Source organism: Corallococcus sp. AB030 (genome assembly GCF_003668965.1).
In the GTDB taxonomy this organism is placed as follows: domain Bacteria; phylum Myxococcota; class Myxococcia; order Myxococcales; family Myxococcaceae; genus Corallococcus; species Corallococcus exiguus.
In genome coordinates, this window is record NZ_RAWQ01000005.1 from 18623 (window position 1) to 35579 (window position 16957).

15 protein-coding genes are annotated in these 16957 nt (G+C 70.7%); 7 read left to right on the forward strand and 8 right to left on the reverse strand.

The window, feature by feature from the left end; genetic code table 11:
- Positions 1-6: 6 nt before the first annotated feature.
- Both D7Y15_RS02265 and D7Y15_RS02270 read right to left on the reverse strand, forming a co-directional pair.
- Positions 7-1605: an amidohydrolase gene (locus D7Y15_RS02265; protein WP_121751568.1), complete on the reverse strand. Its 1599-nt coding sequence runs from the start codon at positions 1603-1605 to the stop codon at positions 7-9.
- 11 nt (positions 1606-1616) lie between these two features.
- Entirely contained in the window at positions 1617-1838 is a 222-nt protein-coding gene (locus D7Y15_RS02270; protein WP_120577435.1) for a hypothetical protein, read from the reverse strand.
- A gap of 247 nt (positions 1839-2085) precedes the next feature.
- Between D7Y15_RS02270 and D7Y15_RS02275 the strand changes: the two genes are divergently transcribed.
- Both D7Y15_RS02275 and D7Y15_RS02280 read left to right on the forward strand, forming a co-directional pair.
- Positions 2086-3420, forward strand: coding sequence for a nodulation protein NfeD (locus D7Y15_RS02275; RefSeq protein ID WP_233604807.1), 1335 nt, complete (start codon positions 2086-2088; stop codon positions 3418-3420).
- The gene (locus D7Y15_RS02280) at positions 3417-4241 is read left to right on the forward strand and encodes a slipin family protein (protein WP_121751569.1); all 825 of its coding nucleotides are present in this window, start codon (positions 3417-3419) and stop codon (positions 4239-4241) included. The genes D7Y15_RS02275 and D7Y15_RS02280 overlap by 4 nt, the downstream gene beginning before the upstream one ends.
- 80 nt (positions 4242-4321) lie before the next feature.
- On the opposite strand, the gene D7Y15_RS02285 is transcribed toward D7Y15_RS02280, so the two are convergent.
- Together D7Y15_RS02285 and D7Y15_RS02290 are read right to left on the reverse strand one after the other, a co-directional pair.
- On the reverse strand, positions 4322-4837 hold the full coding sequence (locus D7Y15_RS02285) for a peptidylprolyl isomerase (RefSeq protein ID WP_120577448.1): 516 nt from the start codon (positions 4835-4837) through the stop codon (positions 4322-4324).
- Between the two features lie 139 nt (positions 4838-4976).
- Positions 4977-5468: a DUF2721 domain-containing protein gene (locus D7Y15_RS02290; RefSeq protein ID WP_120577438.1), complete on the reverse strand. Its 492-nt coding sequence runs from the start codon at positions 5466-5468 to the stop codon at positions 4977-4979.
- Between the two features lie 115 nt (positions 5469-5583).
- Here D7Y15_RS02290 and D7Y15_RS02295 point away from each other — a divergent pair, with 115 nt between their 5' ends.
- The 4 genes from D7Y15_RS02295 (at position 5584) to D7Y15_RS02310 (ending at position 10713) form a co-directional block, all read left to right on the forward strand.
- Positions 5584-6072, forward strand: coding sequence for a MerR family transcriptional regulator (locus D7Y15_RS02295; protein ID WP_121751570.1), 489 nt, complete (start codon positions 5584-5586; stop codon positions 6070-6072).
- Positions 6069-8783 (forward strand): VIT domain-containing protein, encoded by a 2715-nt coding sequence (locus tag D7Y15_RS46530; protein WP_121751571.1) that lies wholly within the window; start codon positions 6069-6071, stop codon positions 8781-8783. Before D7Y15_RS02295 ends, D7Y15_RS46530 begins: the two co-directional genes overlap by 4 nt.
- Positions 8784-8884: 101 nt before the next feature.
- A complete protein-coding gene (locus tag D7Y15_RS02305) occupies positions 8885-10033 on the forward strand; it encodes a hypothetical protein (protein WP_121751572.1) in 1149 nt (382 codons plus the stop codon).
- Positions 10034-10074: 41 nt separating this feature from the next.
- Positions 10075-10713, forward strand: a complete 639-nt coding sequence (locus tag D7Y15_RS02310) for a phospholipid scramblase-related protein (protein WP_121751573.1) — start codon at positions 10075-10077, stop codon at positions 10711-10713.
- A gap of 3 nt (positions 10714-10716) precedes the next feature.
- On the opposite strand, the gene D7Y15_RS02315 is transcribed toward D7Y15_RS02310, so the two are convergent.
- Both D7Y15_RS02315 and D7Y15_RS02320 read right to left on the reverse strand, forming a co-directional pair.
- Complete coding sequence (locus D7Y15_RS02315) at positions 10717-11010, reverse strand: YkvA family protein (protein WP_121751574.1); 294 nt, start codon at positions 11008-11010, stop codon at positions 10717-10719.
- 93 nt (positions 11011-11103) lie between these two features.
- Complete coding sequence (locus D7Y15_RS02320) at positions 11104-12159, reverse strand: ABC transporter ATP-binding protein (RefSeq protein ID WP_121751575.1); 1056 nt, start codon at positions 12157-12159, stop codon at positions 11104-11106.
- Positions 12160-12337: 178 nt separating this feature from the next.
- Here D7Y15_RS02320 and D7Y15_RS02325 point away from each other — a divergent pair, with 178 nt between their 5' ends.
- Positions 12338-12970, forward strand: a complete 633-nt coding sequence (locus D7Y15_RS02325) for a nuclear transport factor 2 family protein (protein WP_121751576.1) — start codon at positions 12338-12340, stop codon at positions 12968-12970.
- An 86-nt stretch (positions 12971-13056) separates the two neighbouring features.
- Here the strand turns inward: D7Y15_RS02325 and gyrA are convergent, their stop codons facing one another.
- Positions 13057-15870: a DNA gyrase subunit A gene (gene gyrA, locus D7Y15_RS02330; protein ID WP_121751577.1), complete on the reverse strand. Its 2814-nt coding sequence runs from the start codon at positions 15868-15870 to the stop codon at positions 13057-13059.
- 263 nt (positions 15871-16133) lie between these two features.
- Positions 16134-16898, reverse strand: coding sequence for a tetratricopeptide repeat protein (locus tag D7Y15_RS02335; RefSeq protein ID WP_120580045.1), 765 nt, complete (start codon positions 16896-16898; stop codon positions 16134-16136).
- Positions 16899-16957 lie beyond the last annotated feature (59 nt).

The window sequence follows — 16957 nt, forward strand, 5'->3', positions numbered from 1 at the left end:
GCCGCGTCACCCGTCCGCCCGGAACACCTCCGCGCCCGCCACCACCGTGGCCAGCACGCGCGCGTCCACCAGCGCCGCCGCGGGCCCCTCCAGCGGATCCTCCGACAGCGCGACGAAGTCCGCGTCCAGGCCGGGCTTCAGCCTTCCGCGCCGCGCCTCCTCGAAGGACGCCCACGCGGGCCCCACCGTGAAGCCCTCCAGCGCCTCCGCCGCGCTCAGGCGCTCCTCCGGATACCAGCCGCCCTCCGGCCAGCCCTTCGCGTCCTGCCGCGTGCGCGCCGCGTAGAGCCCCGCGAGCACGTCCGGGTTCTCGATGGGGAAGTCACTGCCCAGCGCCAGGTGCGCGCCCGCGTCCTTCAACGTGCGCCAGGCGTAGGCCCCCCGGAGCCGCTCGCGCCCCAGCCGCGTCTGTGCCCAGGGCATGTCGCTGGTGGCGTGCGTGGGCTGCACGCTGGCCACCAGGCCCGCCGCGCCCAACCTCCGGATGTCCTCCAGCCGAAGAATCTGCGCGTGCTCCACGCGGTGACGCAGGGCCTGCGTGCCCGTCCGCTCCGCGCCTCGAAGGAGGACGTCCACGACCAATGTATTGGCACGGTCTCCAATGGCGTGGATGCACACCTGGAAGCCCCGGGCCATGAAGGCCTGTGCCCGTGCCTCGAGTTCCTCGGGTGAGAGGAGCAACAGGCCGCGCTGGCCGGGCTCGTCGCTGTAGTCTTCATGCAGCGCCGCGCCCCGGCTTCCCAGCGCTCCATCCGCCAGGAACTTCACCGAGCGCATGGACAGGTGACGCCCCTGCCACGGCCCCTGCTCCAGATAGCCGTGACGCTGTTCCCCCTGCCCCGCCGCCATCGCATACACGCGCAGGGGCAAGGTCCCCGCGGCGTCCCAGTCCTGCAACATGCGGAAGGCCTGCAGGTCCATGCCCGCGTCGTGCACGCCCGTGAGCCCGACCTGCGCGCACCGCTCCAGAGCGGCTCGCAACCGGGTCTCCAGTTGCTGGCGCGTGGGCGCGGGAATGGCGGCCTCCACCACGTCCAGCGCGTTGTCCACGAGGACGCCGGTGGGCTCGCCGTTCGCATCCTTGAGGATGCGGCCTCCTGGCGGATCCAGCGTGTCCCGCGTGATGCCCGCGCGGCGCAGCGCCTCGCCGTTCACCCAGGCCGCGTGATGATCCACCCGCATGAGGAACACCGGCGTCGTGGGGAAGCGCGCATCCAGTTCCTCGCGGCCAGGGAACACGGCGCCGGGCCACTCGTTCTGGTCCCACCCCTTGCCGAGCAACCAGTCCCCCTGGAAGCTCGACGCGGGCGCCTTCGCCAGACGCTGGAGGACGTCCTCCACCGAGGGCGCCTTCTCCAGGCGCACCGTGGTCAGGCTCTTCCCCAGACCGTGCAGGTGCGCGTGCGCGTCCACCAGGCCGGGCACCACCGTGGCGCGGCCCAGGTCCACTTCACGCGCGCCAGGCCCCGCGGCGGCGCGCGCTTCCGCGAGCGTCCCCACCGCGAGCACCCTTCCGTCGCGCACCGCCAATGCTTCCGCGCGCGGACGCTCCGCATCGAGTGTCCACACGCGCTCCGCCCTGTAGACCGTGGTCTCCGCCGTCATGGCGCGGAAGACTACCCGCCGCCCTCGGGGAAGCCACCGTCCACGTCCGGCGCATTGACGGGACCCGCGGGGCCCGCCGGTTCGTTGGGCACGTTCTGGATGACTTCGCGGTTCGTGTCCGGGCCCTGGATGGGCATCTGGTCCTCAGTCCCCGGGGGCTGGGTGGTCCTGCAAGCTCCCGCCCCAACAGCGGACAGGCCCAGAGCAGCGATGATCAGCACGGCACGGCGCATGAAACCTCCTGGAAGAAGAGCGAGAGGCTGACCCTAAGGAGGTGCGTCCTTCTCCAGCAACGCGCATCCCCTCCATCGTCCAGGACTGGATGCACAAGCGGGGCGCCGGGCCCTCCCTGCCCGCCTGCCCTCCAGGCCCCCGGCTTCAAGACGCGGTCATCCGAAGGTCCGATGCACATCGTTGTCCGAGTGCGTGTGCGAGAGGGGCGCGCATTCGGGGGCGGACATGCAGGACCACGTCGACAGGATGCGCTGGCGCCATCACGTCCTCTGGGGCTGGCTCCTGGCGTTCCTCTTCGTGGGCCTCGCCGCTCCGGCGGCTCCCGCTTCATCGTCCTTCGTCGCGCGGTGCGAGCTGGAGGGCGTGGTGGATGCCGGCTCGGGCGCGTACCTCACGGACTGCGTGAAGCGCGCGGAGGATGAGGGAGCCTCGGCGCTGCTCGTGCGGCTGGACACTCCGGGCGGTTCCTTGGACGCCACCCGCACCGTGGTGCGCGCGTTCCTGGGCTCGCGCGTTCCCGTGCTCGTGTGGGTGGGACCTTCCGGCTCACGTGCAGGCAGCGCGGGCGTGTTCATCGCGCTCGCATCGAACGTGAGCGCCATGGCTCCGGGGACGAACATCGGCGCGGCGCATCCCGTGGGCTTCGGGGGCGAGGACGTGGAGCAGGTGGGTGGCGAGGAGCTCGCCCGCAAGGTGGAGAACGACACGGTCGCCTTCGCGGAGGGCATCGCCCGGCAGCGGGGCCGCAATCCGGAGTGGGCCGCGGCCGCCGTGCGCGACAGCGCCAGCGTTCCCGCGGACCGCGCCGTGGAGCTTCGCGTGGTGGAGCTCGTTGCTCCCACCGAGGCTGATTTCCTCTCCGCCGTCGATGGCCGCCGCGTGGAGGTCGCGAATGGAGACACCGTGACGCTCGCCACCCGCGAGGCCCGCGTGGTGTCGCTGGAGCCGGGGCTGTCACAGCGGGTGGTGCATGCGCTCGCGCAGCCGTCGCTCATCTACCTGCTGTTCCTCGTCGCGGCGCTGGGCCTGGTGGTGGAGCTGTCCCATCCGGGCGCGGTGGCGCCGGGGCTCATTGGCTGCGTGGCGCTGGTGCTGGCGTTGATGGCGTCGGCGACGCTGCCGGTGCGCTCGGGGGCGCTGGTGCTGATGCTGGTGGGCGTGGGGCTCATCCTCGCGGAGCTGTTCGTCACCAGCGGACTGCTGGGCGCGGCGGGCGTGGGGCTGTTGATATTGGGCGGCGTGTTCCTGGTGGACCGCTTCGAACCGGGCTGGTTCGTGGAGCCATCCTTCCGCTTGTCGTGGGGCGTGATGCTGCCCACGGCGCTCGTGTTCGCGGGGACCGCGGCCTTCATCGCGTACCGCAGCGCCCAGACGCGCAAGCTGCCGCAACGGGGCGGCGACGCGGGGCTCGTGGGCGAGGCCGGCACGGCGTTGGGCCTCGTCACGCCCTCGGGCGGCGAGGTGTTCGTCCACGGCGAGCGCTGGCGCGCCGTCTCCTTCACTCCCATCCGCGAGGGCGCCCGGGTCGTGGTGCGCGCCGTGGAAGGGCTCACCCTCACCGTCGCGGAGTCGATGCCATGAACGAGCTGGTTGGAGCGCTGGGTTGGCTCATCCCCGTGGCGCTGCTGTTTCTTCTCTTCATCTCCGGCGTGCGCATCGTCACCGAGTACCAGAACGGCGTCGTGTTCCGGCTGGGCCGCTACGTGGGCCTCAAGCGCGCGGGCTTCCGCTGGCTCATCCCCTTCGTCGAGCGGATGGTCATCATCGACCTGCGCACCGTGGCGCGCGACGTGCCCCCGCAGGACGTCATCACCAAGGACAACGTCAGCGTGAAGGTCAACGCCGTCGTCTACTTCCGCGTCATCCAGGCGGACAAGGCCGTGCTCCAGGTGGAGGACTACCTCTACGCCACCAGCCAGATTGCGCAGACCACGCTGCGCGCCATCCTGGGCCAGGTGGAGCTGGACGACCTGTTGTCCCAGCGCGAGCGCATCAACCACGAATTGCAGCAGGTGCTCGACGCGCGCACCGACCCGTGGGGCGTGAAGGTCTCCAACGTGGAGGTGAAGCACATCGACCTGCCGTTTGAGATGCAGCGGGCCATCGCGCGGCAGGCCGAGGCCGAACGCGAGCGCCGCGCGAAGATCATCGCCGCGGAAGGCGAACACCAGGCCGCGGAGAAGCTCGCCCTGGCCGCGGACGTGCTCAGCCGCAACCCCGCCACGCTCCAGCTGCGCTACCTGCAGACGCTGGTGGAGATCACCAGCGGCGGCAACCACACCATCCTGCCCATCCCCCTGGAGCTGCTGCGCGCGTTCGGCGCCGTGCCCGCGCGGCCCTTCCGCCCGGAGGAGGCCCGCGAGGAGGAGGAGGACGAGGACGCGTCCCACGGGCCGTCTTGAAACGCCTCCGGCGGAAACGACGAAGGTCCACCCGCGCGCGAGGCACGGATGGACCTTTCGGGTGAGACGGAGCGGCGGGATTACAGCTGGCCGCTGTCCTCGATCTTCACGGGCTGGCGCGTCGCGCCGGACTGGCTGCCCACGCCTTCAATCTTCTTCACCACGTCCATGCCCTCGACGACCTTGCCGAAGACGACGTGCTTGCCGTCGAGCCAATCCGTCTTGGCCGTGGTGAGGAAGAACTGCGAGCCGTTGCTGTTCGGGCCCGCGTTGGCCATGGAGAGGATGCCCGGGCCCGTGTGCTTGTGCTTGAAGTTCTCGTCCGCGAACTTCTCACCGTAGATGGACTCGCCGCCGTAGCCATTGCCGAGCGTGATGTCGCCGCCCTGGCACATGAAGTTCGGGATGACGCGGTGGAAGGGCGTGCCCTTGAAGTGCAGCGCCTTGCCACCGCGGCCGGTGCCCTTCTCGCCCGTGCACAGGGCGCGGAAGTTCTCGGCGGTCTTGGGGACGTCGTCGGAGAACAGCTCCATCACGATGCGGCCGGCGGGCTGGCCACCAATCGACATGTCGAAGAAGACCTGGGCGTTTGCCATGTTCACGTGCTCCACGGTGAGGGTTGAGCCACAGAGGCTGCTGAATCCTGCGCGATACCAGGCGCGCGAGCCGGGACCTACCAGACCCGCGCGTCTCGGAGGCACCCGCTAGCACCTTCGCGTGCGCTGCGGAACAAATTCAGGGCGCTGGCGGGTCGCCCGGCCGCCCGTCGCGGAAGAGCTCCGCGCCCTCCAACGTGATGGCGCGGCGGCTCAAACGCAGCGACGCCAGGGCCAGCACCGCCGTGGAACCCAACAGCCCCACGCCCAGGGAGAAGGACATCACCGGCAGCCCCTCCGGCACCGCGACGCTGCGGCGCAGCAGGTACAGGAGCGACGTCACCACGAAGGACAAGAGCGCCGCGTAGGTGAAGCCAATGGCCCGCGCGAGGATGGCGTGGCGGCGGTCCATGATGGCCACCTCCTCGCGCAGGAGCGACCGGCGCGCATGGCCCTCCGGCAGCGTGCGCCATTCCCGGACCATGTCCCGCATCCGCGCGGTGATGCGCGAAATCTGATTGTCCAGGCCGGTGGCCAGGATGCCGCACCCGGACACCATCACCGCGGGCGTCACCGCCGTACCAATGAGCTGGATGGAGGAGGGGTCCAGGCCGTCCACGCCGACGTTCATGCCCCCTTCTGTCCCACCGCCCGCCCGGCCGCCACCCCATGCATCTCAACACCACTACTGACAAATCGCCACCGATGTCTTGACACTACCACTGTCACAACCTACTGTCAGGTTCGTGAGCACGCCCAAGACACAGACGGAGTGGAAGCTGACCGCGCTGGCGGAGGAGGTGGGCATCTCGCCGCGCACGGTCCGCTATTACGTCCAGCGGGGCCTCCTGCCCGCACCGCCCTTCAAGGGGCCGGACACGGTCTACGGAGAGGAGCACCGGGTGCGGCTCAAGGCCATCCGGGTGCTCCAGGCGAGGTTCCTGCCACTGGACGCCATCCAGGCGGAGCTCTTGCGGTTGTCGCCGGAGGAGCTGCGCCGGCTGGCGGAGTCGCCGGTGGGCTCGGGGACGTTGCCGGTACCGGAGGACGCCCTCCGGATGCCCCCGAAGCGGCCGGGAAAAGACCCGACGGTGGAGGTGGCGCGTTACCAGCGCTGGCTCCTGGCGCCGGGGTTGGAATTGCACGTGTCGGAGCAGGCGGAAGCGAAGGTCCGGGCGCTGGCCGAGCGGGTGCGCGCCCTCATCGAGGAGTTCCAGGAAGGAACGCGGTCATGAACGAGCAGGCGAAGTGTGGGCTGTTCACGCGGGACGGGGCCCAGGTGCCCCTGCAGGGAGTGGAAGTCACCGGTGAGCTGCTCGGGGGGCACGCGCGGGTGCGCGTGACGCAGCGCTACCGCAACGACGAGAAGAAGCCGGTGGAGGCCATCTACACCTTCCCCCTGCCCTCCGACGCGACGCTCAGCGCCTTCTCCATGACGTGCGCGGGCCGCCGCGTGGCCGGCGTGGTGAAGGAGCGCGAGGCGGCCTTCCGCGCCTACGACGACGCCATCACCGAAGGACACGGCGCGGCGCTGCTGGACCAGGAGCGCGCCAACGTCTTCACCGCGCAGGTGGGAAACCTGCTGCCGGGCGAGGAGACGCTGGTGGAGGTGGAGTTCCTGCAGACGCTCACCGCGGAAGAAGGCAGCGTGCGCTGGATGCTGCCCACGCTGGTGGCGCCCCGGTACATGCCCGGCGCGGTGCACGGCGACCGCACCGGCCACGGCAGCGCGGCCCCGACGACGCGGGTGCCGGACGCGGACCGCATCTCCCCGCCCACGAGCATGAACGTGGACTACGGGCTGCGCATGGACCTGCTCATCGACGTGGGCCGTGACGTGGTGGTGGAGAGCCCGTCCCACCGCATCACCGCCACCAAGGACGGCACCCGCACGCGGGTGACCCTGCAGCGCGATTCGTTCCTCAAGGACTTCGCGGGCAACGAGGTGGCGCTGGACCGCGACGTGGTGCTCACGATGCGCAACGCCAACCCGGACGTGATGCTCACGCCCGTGGTCACCCACCGGAAGGCGGAAGGCCCCGGCACGTTCGCGCTCACGGTGGTGCCGGACCTGCTGAACCTGGCGACGACGCCGCCCCGGCAGGAGGTGGTGTTCGTGGTGGACACGTCCGGCTCCATGGACGGCGACAGCCTGCCCCAGGCCCAGGCCGCGCTCCGGCTGTGCCTGCGCCACCTGCGTGAAGGCGACCGCTTCAACGTCATCGCGTTCGAGAACTCGTTCCGCTCCTTCTCTCCGCAGACGATGCAGTTCACCCAGCGCACGCTGGAGCAGGCGGACGCGTGGGTCGCGGGGCTGAGGGCCTACGGCGGCACGGAGCTGCTGGAGCCGATGGTCACCGCGATGAAGGCCGCGCCGGACGGCGTGGTGGTGCTGCTGACGGACGGCCAGGTGGGCAACGAGAACGAAATCCTCGAGGCGGTGCTCGCGGCGCGCGGGACGGGGCGGGTGTTCTCGTTCGGCATCGGCACCAACGTGAGCGACGCGCTGCTGCGCGACCTGGCGCGCCGCACGGATGGCGCGGTGGAGTTCATCCACCCGGGAGAGCGCATCGACGAGAAGGTGGTGGCGCAGTTCTCGCGGGCACTCGCGCCACGCGTCACCGACCTGGAGGTGCGCTTCGACGGCGTGGAGGCCAGCGAGCTGGCGCCGGCCACGCTGCCGCCGCTGGTGGATGGCACGCCGTGGACGCTCTTCGGGCGCTATGCGCAGGCGGGCACGGGCAGCGTGACGCTGAAGGGGAAGTCGGGCCGGGAGCCCTTCTCCCTCACGGTGCGGTTGGATTTGCCCGCGCAGTCGGACCGGCCGGTGGTGGAGAAGTTGTGGGCCGCCGAGCGCATCCGGGGCTGGATGGACGCGGGGCTGGTGGGCCGGCGCGCGGAGGCGATGAAGGAGCGCATCGTCCGGCTCGCCGTCGAGCACCAGCTGGCCACGCAGTACACGTCCTTCGTGGTGGTGGAGGAGCGCCAGGGCGACCGCCGTGCATCCGGCACGCCTGACACGCGCGTGGTGCCGGTGAACGCGCCCGCGGGCTGGAGCATGTTCAACCAGGCCGCTCGGGACATGGACGACGAAGACGTGCCGGAGGGCGGGCTCGCGGACGCGCTCGCGCCGGCGACGCGGCCCGTGATGAAGCGACGGGTGGCTTCGAAGTCGATGCCCGCGCCCGGGGCGGTCAGCCGTTCCCGGGGCGGCGCGGTCCCCCCGCCGCCTCCGAGCCTGTCCGCGCCCTCGCCCGCTCCCGCGCGCGACCTGGGGCCGGAGCCCACCACCGGGTCCTCCTTCCAGGCGGAGTTCGCGGATGGCTCCGGGCCCGGGGGCGCCAGCGCGCCCATGGAGCGCAGGGAGCAGGAGTCCGCGAAGAGCGCGAAGAAGGACAAGGGCGGGTTCTTCGACCGGCTGATGTCCGCCGCGAAGCCGCGCAAGGACGCCGCCATGCAGGGCGCCCCGGAGCTGGAGCGCGTCGTCAAGGAGAAGGCGGAGGTGGTCTACGAGCAGGAGGAGGAGTCCCTTCCGCTGTCCGTGGCGGAGGCCTCCATCCCCACCGAGGACGTGGGCGGCATCCTGGGCCAGCAGTTGGCGAACGGGCTGTGGGCCGGCACGGGTGAAGGACCGGAGCCGGTGCGTCAGGCTCGCGCCACCGCGCGGGTGCTGTTGGTGCTCCTGCGCGAGGGCATCACCAGCAGCCACCCGCTGCACGGCGCGCAGGTGAAGAAGGCCGTGGACGCGCTGCTCGCGCTGGCCTCGCAGCTGGGCCAGGCGCCGGACGTGGCGGAGCTGGCGCTGGGCGTGGCGTGGCTGGTGGCGGCGGGTCCGCGTACGCGGGGCCGCATCGAGCAGGCCGCGAAGCCCCTTCCGGGTCTGGACGGGCGGCTGGGGGACATGGCCGCGCTCCGCCAGCACATGGAGACGTTGGCGACGCGGTAGGCCGCCGCGTGGCGTCACCCGGGCCCCGGGCCTCCTTTCCAGGAGGACCGGGGTCCCGGGTCTCCCGTCTTTCCGCGGGGGTGACTAGGGTGGGAGCCTGCATGGTCCTCGCGCCCTTCTTCCTGGCCGTCCTCGTCGCAGCGCAGCCCGGTCCTTCGCCCCGGGAAGGCGCGGCGCCTCCCGCCGTCACGTCCTCGGGCTCCGTCTCCGCGCCACCGCTCGTGGCGAGTGACGAAGCCTGCGCCGCCGAGTCCGACTACGCGGCGGGCTTCGACGCGTTGGTGCGCGGACAGGAGGCGCAGGCCCTGGAGTTGTTGGAGCGCGTGATGCAGGTGTGCCCCGGGCATCCGTACGCACCGGAGCTGGCGCGGCTGGCGCGGACGCGGATGGAGCCGGGCGCGCGGCTGGCGCAGGACACGCTAGCGCGGCCGGTGGTGGCGGAGCCAGGGGTGACTTCGAAGGAGGGACCGTCGCAGCAGGCCCGGGCGTCGTTGACCGTCGTGCAGACGCTGCACGGCATCACCCAGGGCGTCATGCTGTGCTCCATCTCCAACTGCCAGGACGGGCGCGCGTACGTGGCGGTGGCGCTCCTGGGCGGCGGCGCGGGGGCGGCGATTTCGATGCTCGCCACCCGGAGCAGTCTGACGCGGGGCCAGGCGGCGGCCATCAACTCCGGCACGGTGTGGGGCTTCGGTTATGGCCTGGCGTCCCAGAGTTCGTTCGACCTGGAGGGGGAGAGCGCCACGGGGGCGGTGATGGCGGGGGCCCTGGGCTTCACGGGCCTGGGCATCCTGGTGGCGGAGTTCGCGCGGCCCACCGCCGGACAGGTGTCGCTGGCGAACTCCGGCGGCCTGTGGGCGGGCGTGGTGGCGGGGCTGCTGATGGCCACCCAGAGCGGTGAGACGCGCGACTTCATCGCCATCGAGCAGGGCGTGGTGGGCGCGGGCCTGCTCACCTTCGCGCTGGTGGGGCGCAACCTGGACATCTCCCAGGGCCGGGTGCTGCTCATCGACGCGGGCGGCATCCTGGGCGGCCTGGTGGGCTTGAGCGCGATGTTCCTGGCCCTGGACAGCGACCACGGGGACGTGCTGCTGGTGGGCACCGCCGTGGGCGTGCTGGCCGGCCTGGGGACCACGACGTTCCTCACGCGTGACTTCGATGCACCAGACAACACTCCGACCGTCTCTGTCGCCCCTGCGGCCATGGGGCGGCATGGGGGGATGGGGCTCGCGGTGCTCGGGCAGTTCTAGACTGCGGCCGCCATCCTCCTTCGGCCTTCCCGGAGCCGCCCATGCCCGACGAGTCCCAGGCGCTGACCCTCTTGCGTGACGAGCACACGTTGCGCGTGCGGCAGGTGAAGGAGTGGGGCGAAATCCTCACCGGCTTCGAGGGCCGCAACCGCTACGAGGTGGTGGGCGACGACGGACGCCCGCTCTTCTTCGCGGGCGAGGTGGGCAGCGGGCTGGGCCTGTTCCTGCTGCGCGGCTTCCTCAAGGCAAAGCGGCCCTTCAAGATGGAGCTCAAGTCCGCGCGCGGGGAGACACTCCTGCGGCTGCGCCGCCCGTGGCGCTTCTGGCTGTCCCGGCTGGAGGTGGAGGACGGCGAGGGACGGCACCTGGGCGCCATCCAGCAGCGCTTCCGCTTCTTCACCCGCGCCTACGACGTGCTCGGGCCTCGCGACGAAGAGCTGGCCCACTTGAGCGGGCCGTTCTTCAGGCCCTGGACGTTCAACGTGGAGCAGCAGGGCCGCGAGGTGGGGACCATCGCGAAGAAGTGGAGCGGGTTCGGCAAGGAGATGTTCACGGACGCCGACAACTTCGGCGTCCGGTTCAACGGCCTGCACGACCCGCACGTGCGGACGCTGGTGGTGGCCGCGACGTTCCTCATCGACTTCGTGCACTTCGAGGACCGCCGCGGCGGCAACGACTGACGGCTAGGAGTGCCGGCGCAGCGTGGGCACGCGCGTCTGGCCCTGCTCGTCACGCGGGAGTCCGTCGAACGCCGGCTCACCGACGGGCGGGGCGGGGCGCCAGCGCTGGACCTCACGCACCATGAAGAAGGCGGCGGCCGATAGAACGCCCAGGTCGTCCAGCCAGCCGAACACGGGGATGAAGTCCGGAATCGCGTCCACGGGCGACACGAAGTACAGGACGGCCAGCAGCCCGGACAGCTTGCGCCACGTCGCCACCCGAGGGTCGCGCACGTAGTGGAAGAAGCGGGTTCCCATTCCTCGAAGGCCTGCGATGTTCATACCCCTCCCTACGCATGGGGGACGCGGGTGATTGCACCATTCATGCCGGGCGCTTGCACGCCTGGTGTGCTAGCGGGCGGCGCCAGATGTCTCCTCCAGCACGTCCGCGCGGCCCGCGACCTCCAGGCGGGCGCGGCTGCCCTCGCGAAAGGGGGCCGAGGAGGCGGCGCGCACCACCAGCGCCATGCCCGCGCAGGACACGGTGAAGTCCACGTGCGCGCCCCGGAAGGCGCGCTCCAACACCTCCGCTCGCAGGGCTCCGCCCACCGCGACGCCGTCCGTGTCGGGGACGAGCCGCAGCGCTTCCGGGCGCAGGGAGAGCATCACCTCGCCGCGCGCCTCCGTGCTCAGCGGCAGGTTGCCCAGCGCCGTGCGCGCGACGCGGCCGAAGGCTGAACCGGGCAGCAGGTTGGTGCCGCCCAGGAAGTACGCGGCGAAGGCGCTGCGCGGCGCTTCGTAGACGGACTCGGGCGAGCCCTGCTGTTCCACCGTGCCCCCGCGCAGCAGCACCAACCGGTCCGCGAAGGCCAGCGCGTCCCCCACGTCGTGCGTGGCGAAGAGCACCGCGGTGCCTCGCGCCTTGAGCACGCGGCGCCACTCTCCAAGGACGTTGGCGCGCAGGCCGGCGTCCATGCCGGCGAAGGGTTCATCCAGCACCAGCAGCTTCGTCCCGGAGGCCAGCGCGCGCGCCAGCAACACGCGCTGCCGCTGTCCCCGGGAGAGGGTTCCGCAGATGCGCGCCTCCAGGTCTTCAAGTTGGAACAGCGCCAGCATGCCGCGCGCGTGCGCCAGGCCTTCGCCCTTGGGCTGCACGCCCATCACCACGTCGCGCACGGTGAGGCCGGACTCGAGCTCCGTGTCGTGAAGGACTCGGCGCAGGGGGCGCTGCTCCGGGGGCACGAACACGTCCGGCCCGGCGACCACGCGGCCCGCGAGCGTGATGTTGCCGGACGTCGGCTGCTCCAGGCCCGCCACCAGCCGCAGCAGCGCCGTCTTCCCGGAGCCGGAGGTGCCCATCAGCGCCACCGCGTCCCCCGGCTCCAGCGCCAGCGACACGTCGCGCACCGCGGGGGCGGCGGCACCGAGGAACTTCAGGGTGAGGGCATCGAGCGAAAGGAAGGCCATGACGGCGGGCACACTACGGTGCGGCACCGGCCGGGCCAAGCACCGGCCACCCGACCCGGTCCCAACCTGTCCGACTGTCGGACAGGCTCGTGCGGTGTGCTCCGCGGAGGGGAATCCCAGCGAGGGCTTCCGCGCCGTGGGATTAGGCTCTTCGCCTTCCCCTCTTCCGGGAGTCCCCATGTCGCGCCTGCTCGTCGCTTGTGCCGTCCTGTTGGGAACCGCGTCCTTCGCCCAGGCCCCCGCTGCGCCTCCGTCGCAGCCCAAGGCCGCGGCCGCCCCCGCCGCACCGGAGAAGCCGAACCCGATGAAGGCCTCCGCGGAGCGCACCCAGGCCGCGCTCGCCCAACTGCCCAAGGCGAAGCCCGAGGACGTGAAGTCCCAGGACGCCATCCTCAAGGCGCTCTACGACGTCATCAGCGGACCGGCGGGCGCGGCTCGTGACTGGCAGCGCTTCCGCTCCCTCTTCTATCCGGGCGCCCAGCTCATCCCGCTGGGGAAGCCGCCGGGGGCGACCACGCTGGCGGCCCGCCCCATCACGCCGGAGGACTACGTGACGTGGGGCCAGGAGAGCACCGCGACGCACGGCTTCTTCGAGAAGGAGATTGCTCGCCAGACGCACGCCTTCGGCGCGCTGGTGCAGGTCATGAGCACCTACGAGGCGCGCGGCACGCAGGACGGGCCGCTCATCGCCAAGGGCGTCAACAGCATCCAGCTCTTCAACGACGGCCAGCGCTGGTGGGTGATGAACATCTTCTGGATCGACGAGAAGACCGCCGGCCTCACCGTGCCCAAGGACCTCACCCAGAAGTAGTCCCCCGCACCAACGAAGAGGGCCGGGTCCCGGAGCGCGCATCCCGCGTCCCGTGCCCGGCCCTCCCGTGTTTCTACCGCCTGGACTCAGCCTTCCGAGCCGGGCTCACCTTCCGTGCTGGCCGGGCCAGCCTCGTCCGCCGGAGCCTCCGGCGAAGCAGCCTCCACCGGCGCGGCCTCCGACGAAGCCTCGACGCCGGCCCCTTCCACCGGCGAGGTGGTCTCCGTCTCCTCCTCGGACTCCTCGCCTTCGGGCAGCTTGGAGATGGCCATCACCTTCTCCTCGCCGTTCTCCAGCGCGATGAGGCGCACGCCCTGCGTGTTGCGGCCGATGACGGAGATCTCCTTCACCTTCATGCGGATGAGCATGCCGCCGTTGGTGACGATCATCACCTCGTCGCTGTCCTTCACCTGCACCACGCCCACCACGCGGCCGTTCCGCTCGGTGGCCTTGATGTCGATGATGCCCTTGCCGCCACGGCCCTGCTGCCGGTACTCGGCGCCTTCGGTGCGCTTGCCGTAGCCGTTCTCCGTCACCGTGAGGATGGCGCTGCTCTGCTCCGCCGGCGCCTGGCCCTCCTCCGGCTCCTTGTCCAGGAGGTCCGCGCCCACCACCTCGTCGCCGTCCTCCAGCGTGATTCCCTTCACGCCGTAGGCCTGACGGCCCATGGAGCGGACATCCTCTTCCTTGAAGCGGATGCTCATGCCCGTGGCCGTGGACAGGAGGATGTCCTTGGTGCCGTCGGTGATCATGACGCCCACCAGCTCGTCGCCCTCGTCGATGCCCAGCGCGATGATGCCGCTGGCGCGGACGCTTTCGAACGCGCTCAGGTCCGTGCGCTTCACCACGCCCTTCTTCGTGACGAAGAAGACGTAGCGGTTCTCCGGGAAGTCGCGCGTCACCAGCACCTGCGCCAGCCGCTCCCCTTCCCCGAACTGCACCAGGTTCACGATGGCCTTGCCGCGCGACGTGCGGCTGCCCTGCGGAATCTGGTGCACCTTCAGCGAGTACAGCTTGCCCTTCGTGGTGATGGGCATGAGGTACGCGTGCGTGCTGGCCACGAACACCTTGGTGACGAAGTCGTCCTCCTTCGTCCCCGCGCCCGTCTTGCCGCGCCCGCCGCGCTTCTGCGCGCGGTACTCCGACAGGGGCGAGCGCTTCACGTAGCCCGTGTGCGACAGCGTGACCACCATCGTCTCTTCCGCGATGAGGTCCTCGCGGGTGAGGTCATCCACCGCGCCGGTGATCTCCGTGCGGCGCTTGTCGCCGTAGCGCTCGCGGATCTCCATCAGCTCCGCCTTGATGACGGAGAGCAGGCTCTTCTCATTGGCGAGGATGTCGCGCAGGCGCGCGATGTCGCGCACCAGCCCGATGAGCTCCTTGAAGAGCTCCTCGCGCTGAAGGCCGGTGAGGCGCTGCAGGCGCATCTCCAGGATGTTCTGCGCCTGGTCCTCGCTGAAGCCCGCGCCTTCGTACTTGTGCTCCAGGCCGCCGTAGGCCGGCTCCTCGTTGCGCGCGCGGCTGACCAGCAGCTCCATCTGCGCCTTGGCCTTCGCGTAGTCGATGCGGTCCAGGTTCTGGAAGCGCTCGCGCGTGTACAGCTCCGGCGACAGGATGTTCATCAGGCCCCAGCGCGCTTCATCCGGGTCACGCGACGCGCGGATGAGGCTGACCACCAGGTCGATGAGGTCCTGCGCGACGAGCAGGCCTTCCACGATGTGCATGCGCGAGAGCGCCTTGCGCAGCTCGTAGCGCGTGCGGCGCGTCACCACGTCGCGGCGGTGCGCGATGAAGCGGTCCAGCAGCTCCTTCAGGTTGAGCGTGCGCGGCTGCCCGCCGTCGATGGCCAGCATCACCGCGCCGAACGTCGTCTCCATCTGCGTCATGGAGAAGAGGTTGTTGAGCACCACCTGGTTGATGGCGTCGCGCTTGAGCTCGATGACGATGCGCATGCCCTGACGGTCGCTCTCGTCACGGATGTCGCTGATGCCCTCCAGCTTCTTCTCGCGCACCAGCTCGGCGATCTTCTCGATGAGCCGGGCCTTGTTCACCTGGTAGGGGATCTCCGTGACGATGATGGCCTCACGGTCGCCCTTCTTGTTCGTTTCAATCTCCGTGCGCGCGCGGATGGTCATGGCCCCGCGGCCCGTCTCGTAGGCGCGGCGGATGCCATCGCGGCCGGTGATGATGGCGGCGGTGGGGAAGTCCGGCCCCTCGATGAACTCCATCAGGTCCAGGACGGTGCAGCCCGGATTGTCGATGAGGTGCAGCGTGCCGCTGATGACCTCCGTCATGTTGTGCGGCGGGATGTTGGTGGTCATGCCCACCGCGATGCCGCTGCTGCCGTTGACGAGGAGGTTGGGGAACTTGGCCGGCAGGACGAGCGGCTCTTCCAGCGAGTCGTCGTAGTTGGGGCCGAACTCGACGGTCTCCTTGTCGATGTCCCCCAGGAGGTCCTCCGCCAGCCGCTCCATGCGCACTTCCGTGTAACGCATGGCCGCCGGCGAGTCGCCGTCCACCGAGCCGAAGTTGCCCTGGCCGTCCACCAGCAGGTAGCGAAGGCTCCATTCCTGGGCCAGGCGCACCATGGCGTCGTAGACGGAAGAGTCGCCGTGCGGGTGGTACTTACCGATGACGTCACCGACCACGCGCGCGCTCTTCTTGTAGGCGCGGTTGTGGAGGTTGCCCAGGTCGTTCATCGCGAAGAGGACGCGACGGTGGACGGGCTTCAGGCCGTCGCGCACGTCTGGCAGCGCGCGGCCGATGATGACGGACATCGAGTAGTCGAGATACGAGCGGCGCATCTCGTCTTCGATGTTGATGGGAATGAGCTCTCCAGCGCCGCTCGACGGAGGAGGCGCGGGGGGCGTTGCCGGCGTGTCGGTGGTGTCGTCAGCCATGGGCTCTGGAAGGTGCGGACGGGCCCCTCACGTGGGGGGCTCCGCCCGATGGGAGAGTGTTCGTAACCCCCGGATTTCCCTCAGTCAATAAGGGAAACAGGGGGGATTCGCCCCGGCTGCCCGCCCGCCCGGTTCCAGGGGTCGGAAAGGGCCTTTCCGGGGCACCGGGAGGGAACATCCGGGCGGTGCGTTTTCAGCCCCACCGGAGGCCGTTTCCGGGCCCGCGTCCGGGGCCCGTTTCCAGGCCGTTCCGGGCCCGTTTTTCAGGTCTTGGGGCGGAGGTTCGCGGCCAGCCGTTCGGCCTCCGCGCCCACGCCGCCCTCGGGGTCCTTGGCCTTCGCGGTTTCGAACGCGGCGAGCGCCCCTTCGCGGTCCCCGCGGAGCCTCAGGGCCACGCCCACGTTGAGGTGCGCGGAGGCGTTGTCGCGGTCCATGGCGAGCGCCTCGCGGAACAGCGTGAGCGCCTGGTCCACGTCGCCGGACAGGAGCGCCTCGCGGCCCGCCTGGACGCGCTTGTCCGCGTCGTTGACCAGCTCCACCTCGAACACGCTCTTGCCCACCACGTTGGCCACGAGCACGCGCAGGATGCCGCCCCAGTAGAAGGACAGGCCCTCCGCGGCGACGACGGCGGCCAGGGGCAGGTCGGGCAGCAGCTGCTTGCCCCGGAACTTGAAGCGGACCTTGGTGTAGCGGCCCTTGTTGGTCCAGTGGACCAGCTCGCCGCGGAGCTTCTGGAAGCCGGCCTCCAGCTGCGCCGGGTCGATTTCGAAGGGCAGCACCCGGCCCTTCGGCTCGCCCGCGGGCAGGCTCTTGGGCGTGGACTCGCGGGGGTCGGCCACGGGGCCGGAGTCGAAGACGGGCTCGGCCTCCAGCACGGGGGGCTTCGGAGAGGAGGCGGAGGCGCGGCGGGGCTCCACCTTCTCCACCTTCGCCTTCACTGGCCGGGCCGGTGTCTTCGCGGGCGCGGCGGGGCGCGCGGGCTGCTTCTTGGCCTTCGCGGGGGACTTGCGGGATGCCGTCTTTGCCATGAGGCCACTCTAAGCGACCCACTCCCCCGCCGCTCGTGAAGTCGTGCGAAGACGGCGGC

Excerpts from the sequence above, each read along its gene's own strand:
- D7Y15_RS02285 (WP_120577448.1), bottom strand. The coding sequence starts at position 4,837 with ATGGCAAACGCCCAGGTCTTCTTCGACATGTCGATTGGTGGCCAGCCC.
- D7Y15_RS02325 (WP_121751576.1), top strand. The coding sequence starts at position 12,338 with ATGTCGCGCCTGCTCGTCGCTTGTGCCGTCCTGTTGGGAACCGCGTCC.
- D7Y15_RS02335 (WP_120580045.1), bottom strand. The coding sequence starts at position 16,898 with ATGGCAAAGACGGCATCCCGCAAGTCCCCCGCGAAGGCCAAGAAGCAG.
- D7Y15_RS02320 (WP_121751575.1), bottom strand. The coding sequence starts at position 12,159 with ATGGCCTTCCTTTCGCTCGATGCCCTCACCCTGAAGTTCCTCGGTGCC.
- D7Y15_RS46530 (WP_121751571.1), top strand. The coding sequence starts at position 6,069 with ATGAACGAGCAGGCGAAGTGTGGGCTGTTCACGCGGGACGGGGCCCAG.
- D7Y15_RS02270 (WP_120577435.1), bottom strand. The coding sequence starts at position 1,838 with ATGCGCCGTGCCGTGCTGATCATCGCTGCTCTGGGCCTGTCCGCTGTT.
- gyrA (WP_121751577.1), bottom strand. The coding sequence starts at position 15,870 with ATGGCTGACGACACCACCGACACGCCGGCAACGCCCCCCGCGCCTCCT.
- D7Y15_RS02315 (WP_121751574.1), bottom strand. The coding sequence starts at position 11,010 with ATGGGAACCCGCTTCTTCCACTACGTGCGCGACCCTCGGGTGGCGACG.
- D7Y15_RS02280 (WP_121751569.1), top strand. The coding sequence starts at position 3,417 with ATGAACGAGCTGGTTGGAGCGCTGGGTTGGCTCATCCCCGTGGCGCTG.
- D7Y15_RS02310 (WP_121751573.1), top strand. The coding sequence starts at position 10,075 with ATGCCCGACGAGTCCCAGGCGCTGACCCTCTTGCGTGACGAGCACACG.
- D7Y15_RS02275 (WP_233604807.1), top strand. The coding sequence starts at position 2,086 with ATGCGCTGGCGCCATCACGTCCTCTGGGGCTGGCTCCTGGCGTTCCTC.
- D7Y15_RS02265 (WP_121751568.1), bottom strand. The coding sequence starts at position 1,605 with ATGACGGCGGAGACCACGGTCTACAGGGCGGAGCGCGTGTGGACACTC.
- D7Y15_RS02290 (WP_120577438.1), bottom strand. The coding sequence starts at position 5,468 with ATGAACGTCGGCGTGGACGGCCTGGACCCCTCCTCCATCCAGCTCATT.
- D7Y15_RS02305 (WP_121751572.1), top strand. The coding sequence starts at position 8,885 with ATGGTCCTCGCGCCCTTCTTCCTGGCCGTCCTCGTCGCAGCGCAGCCC.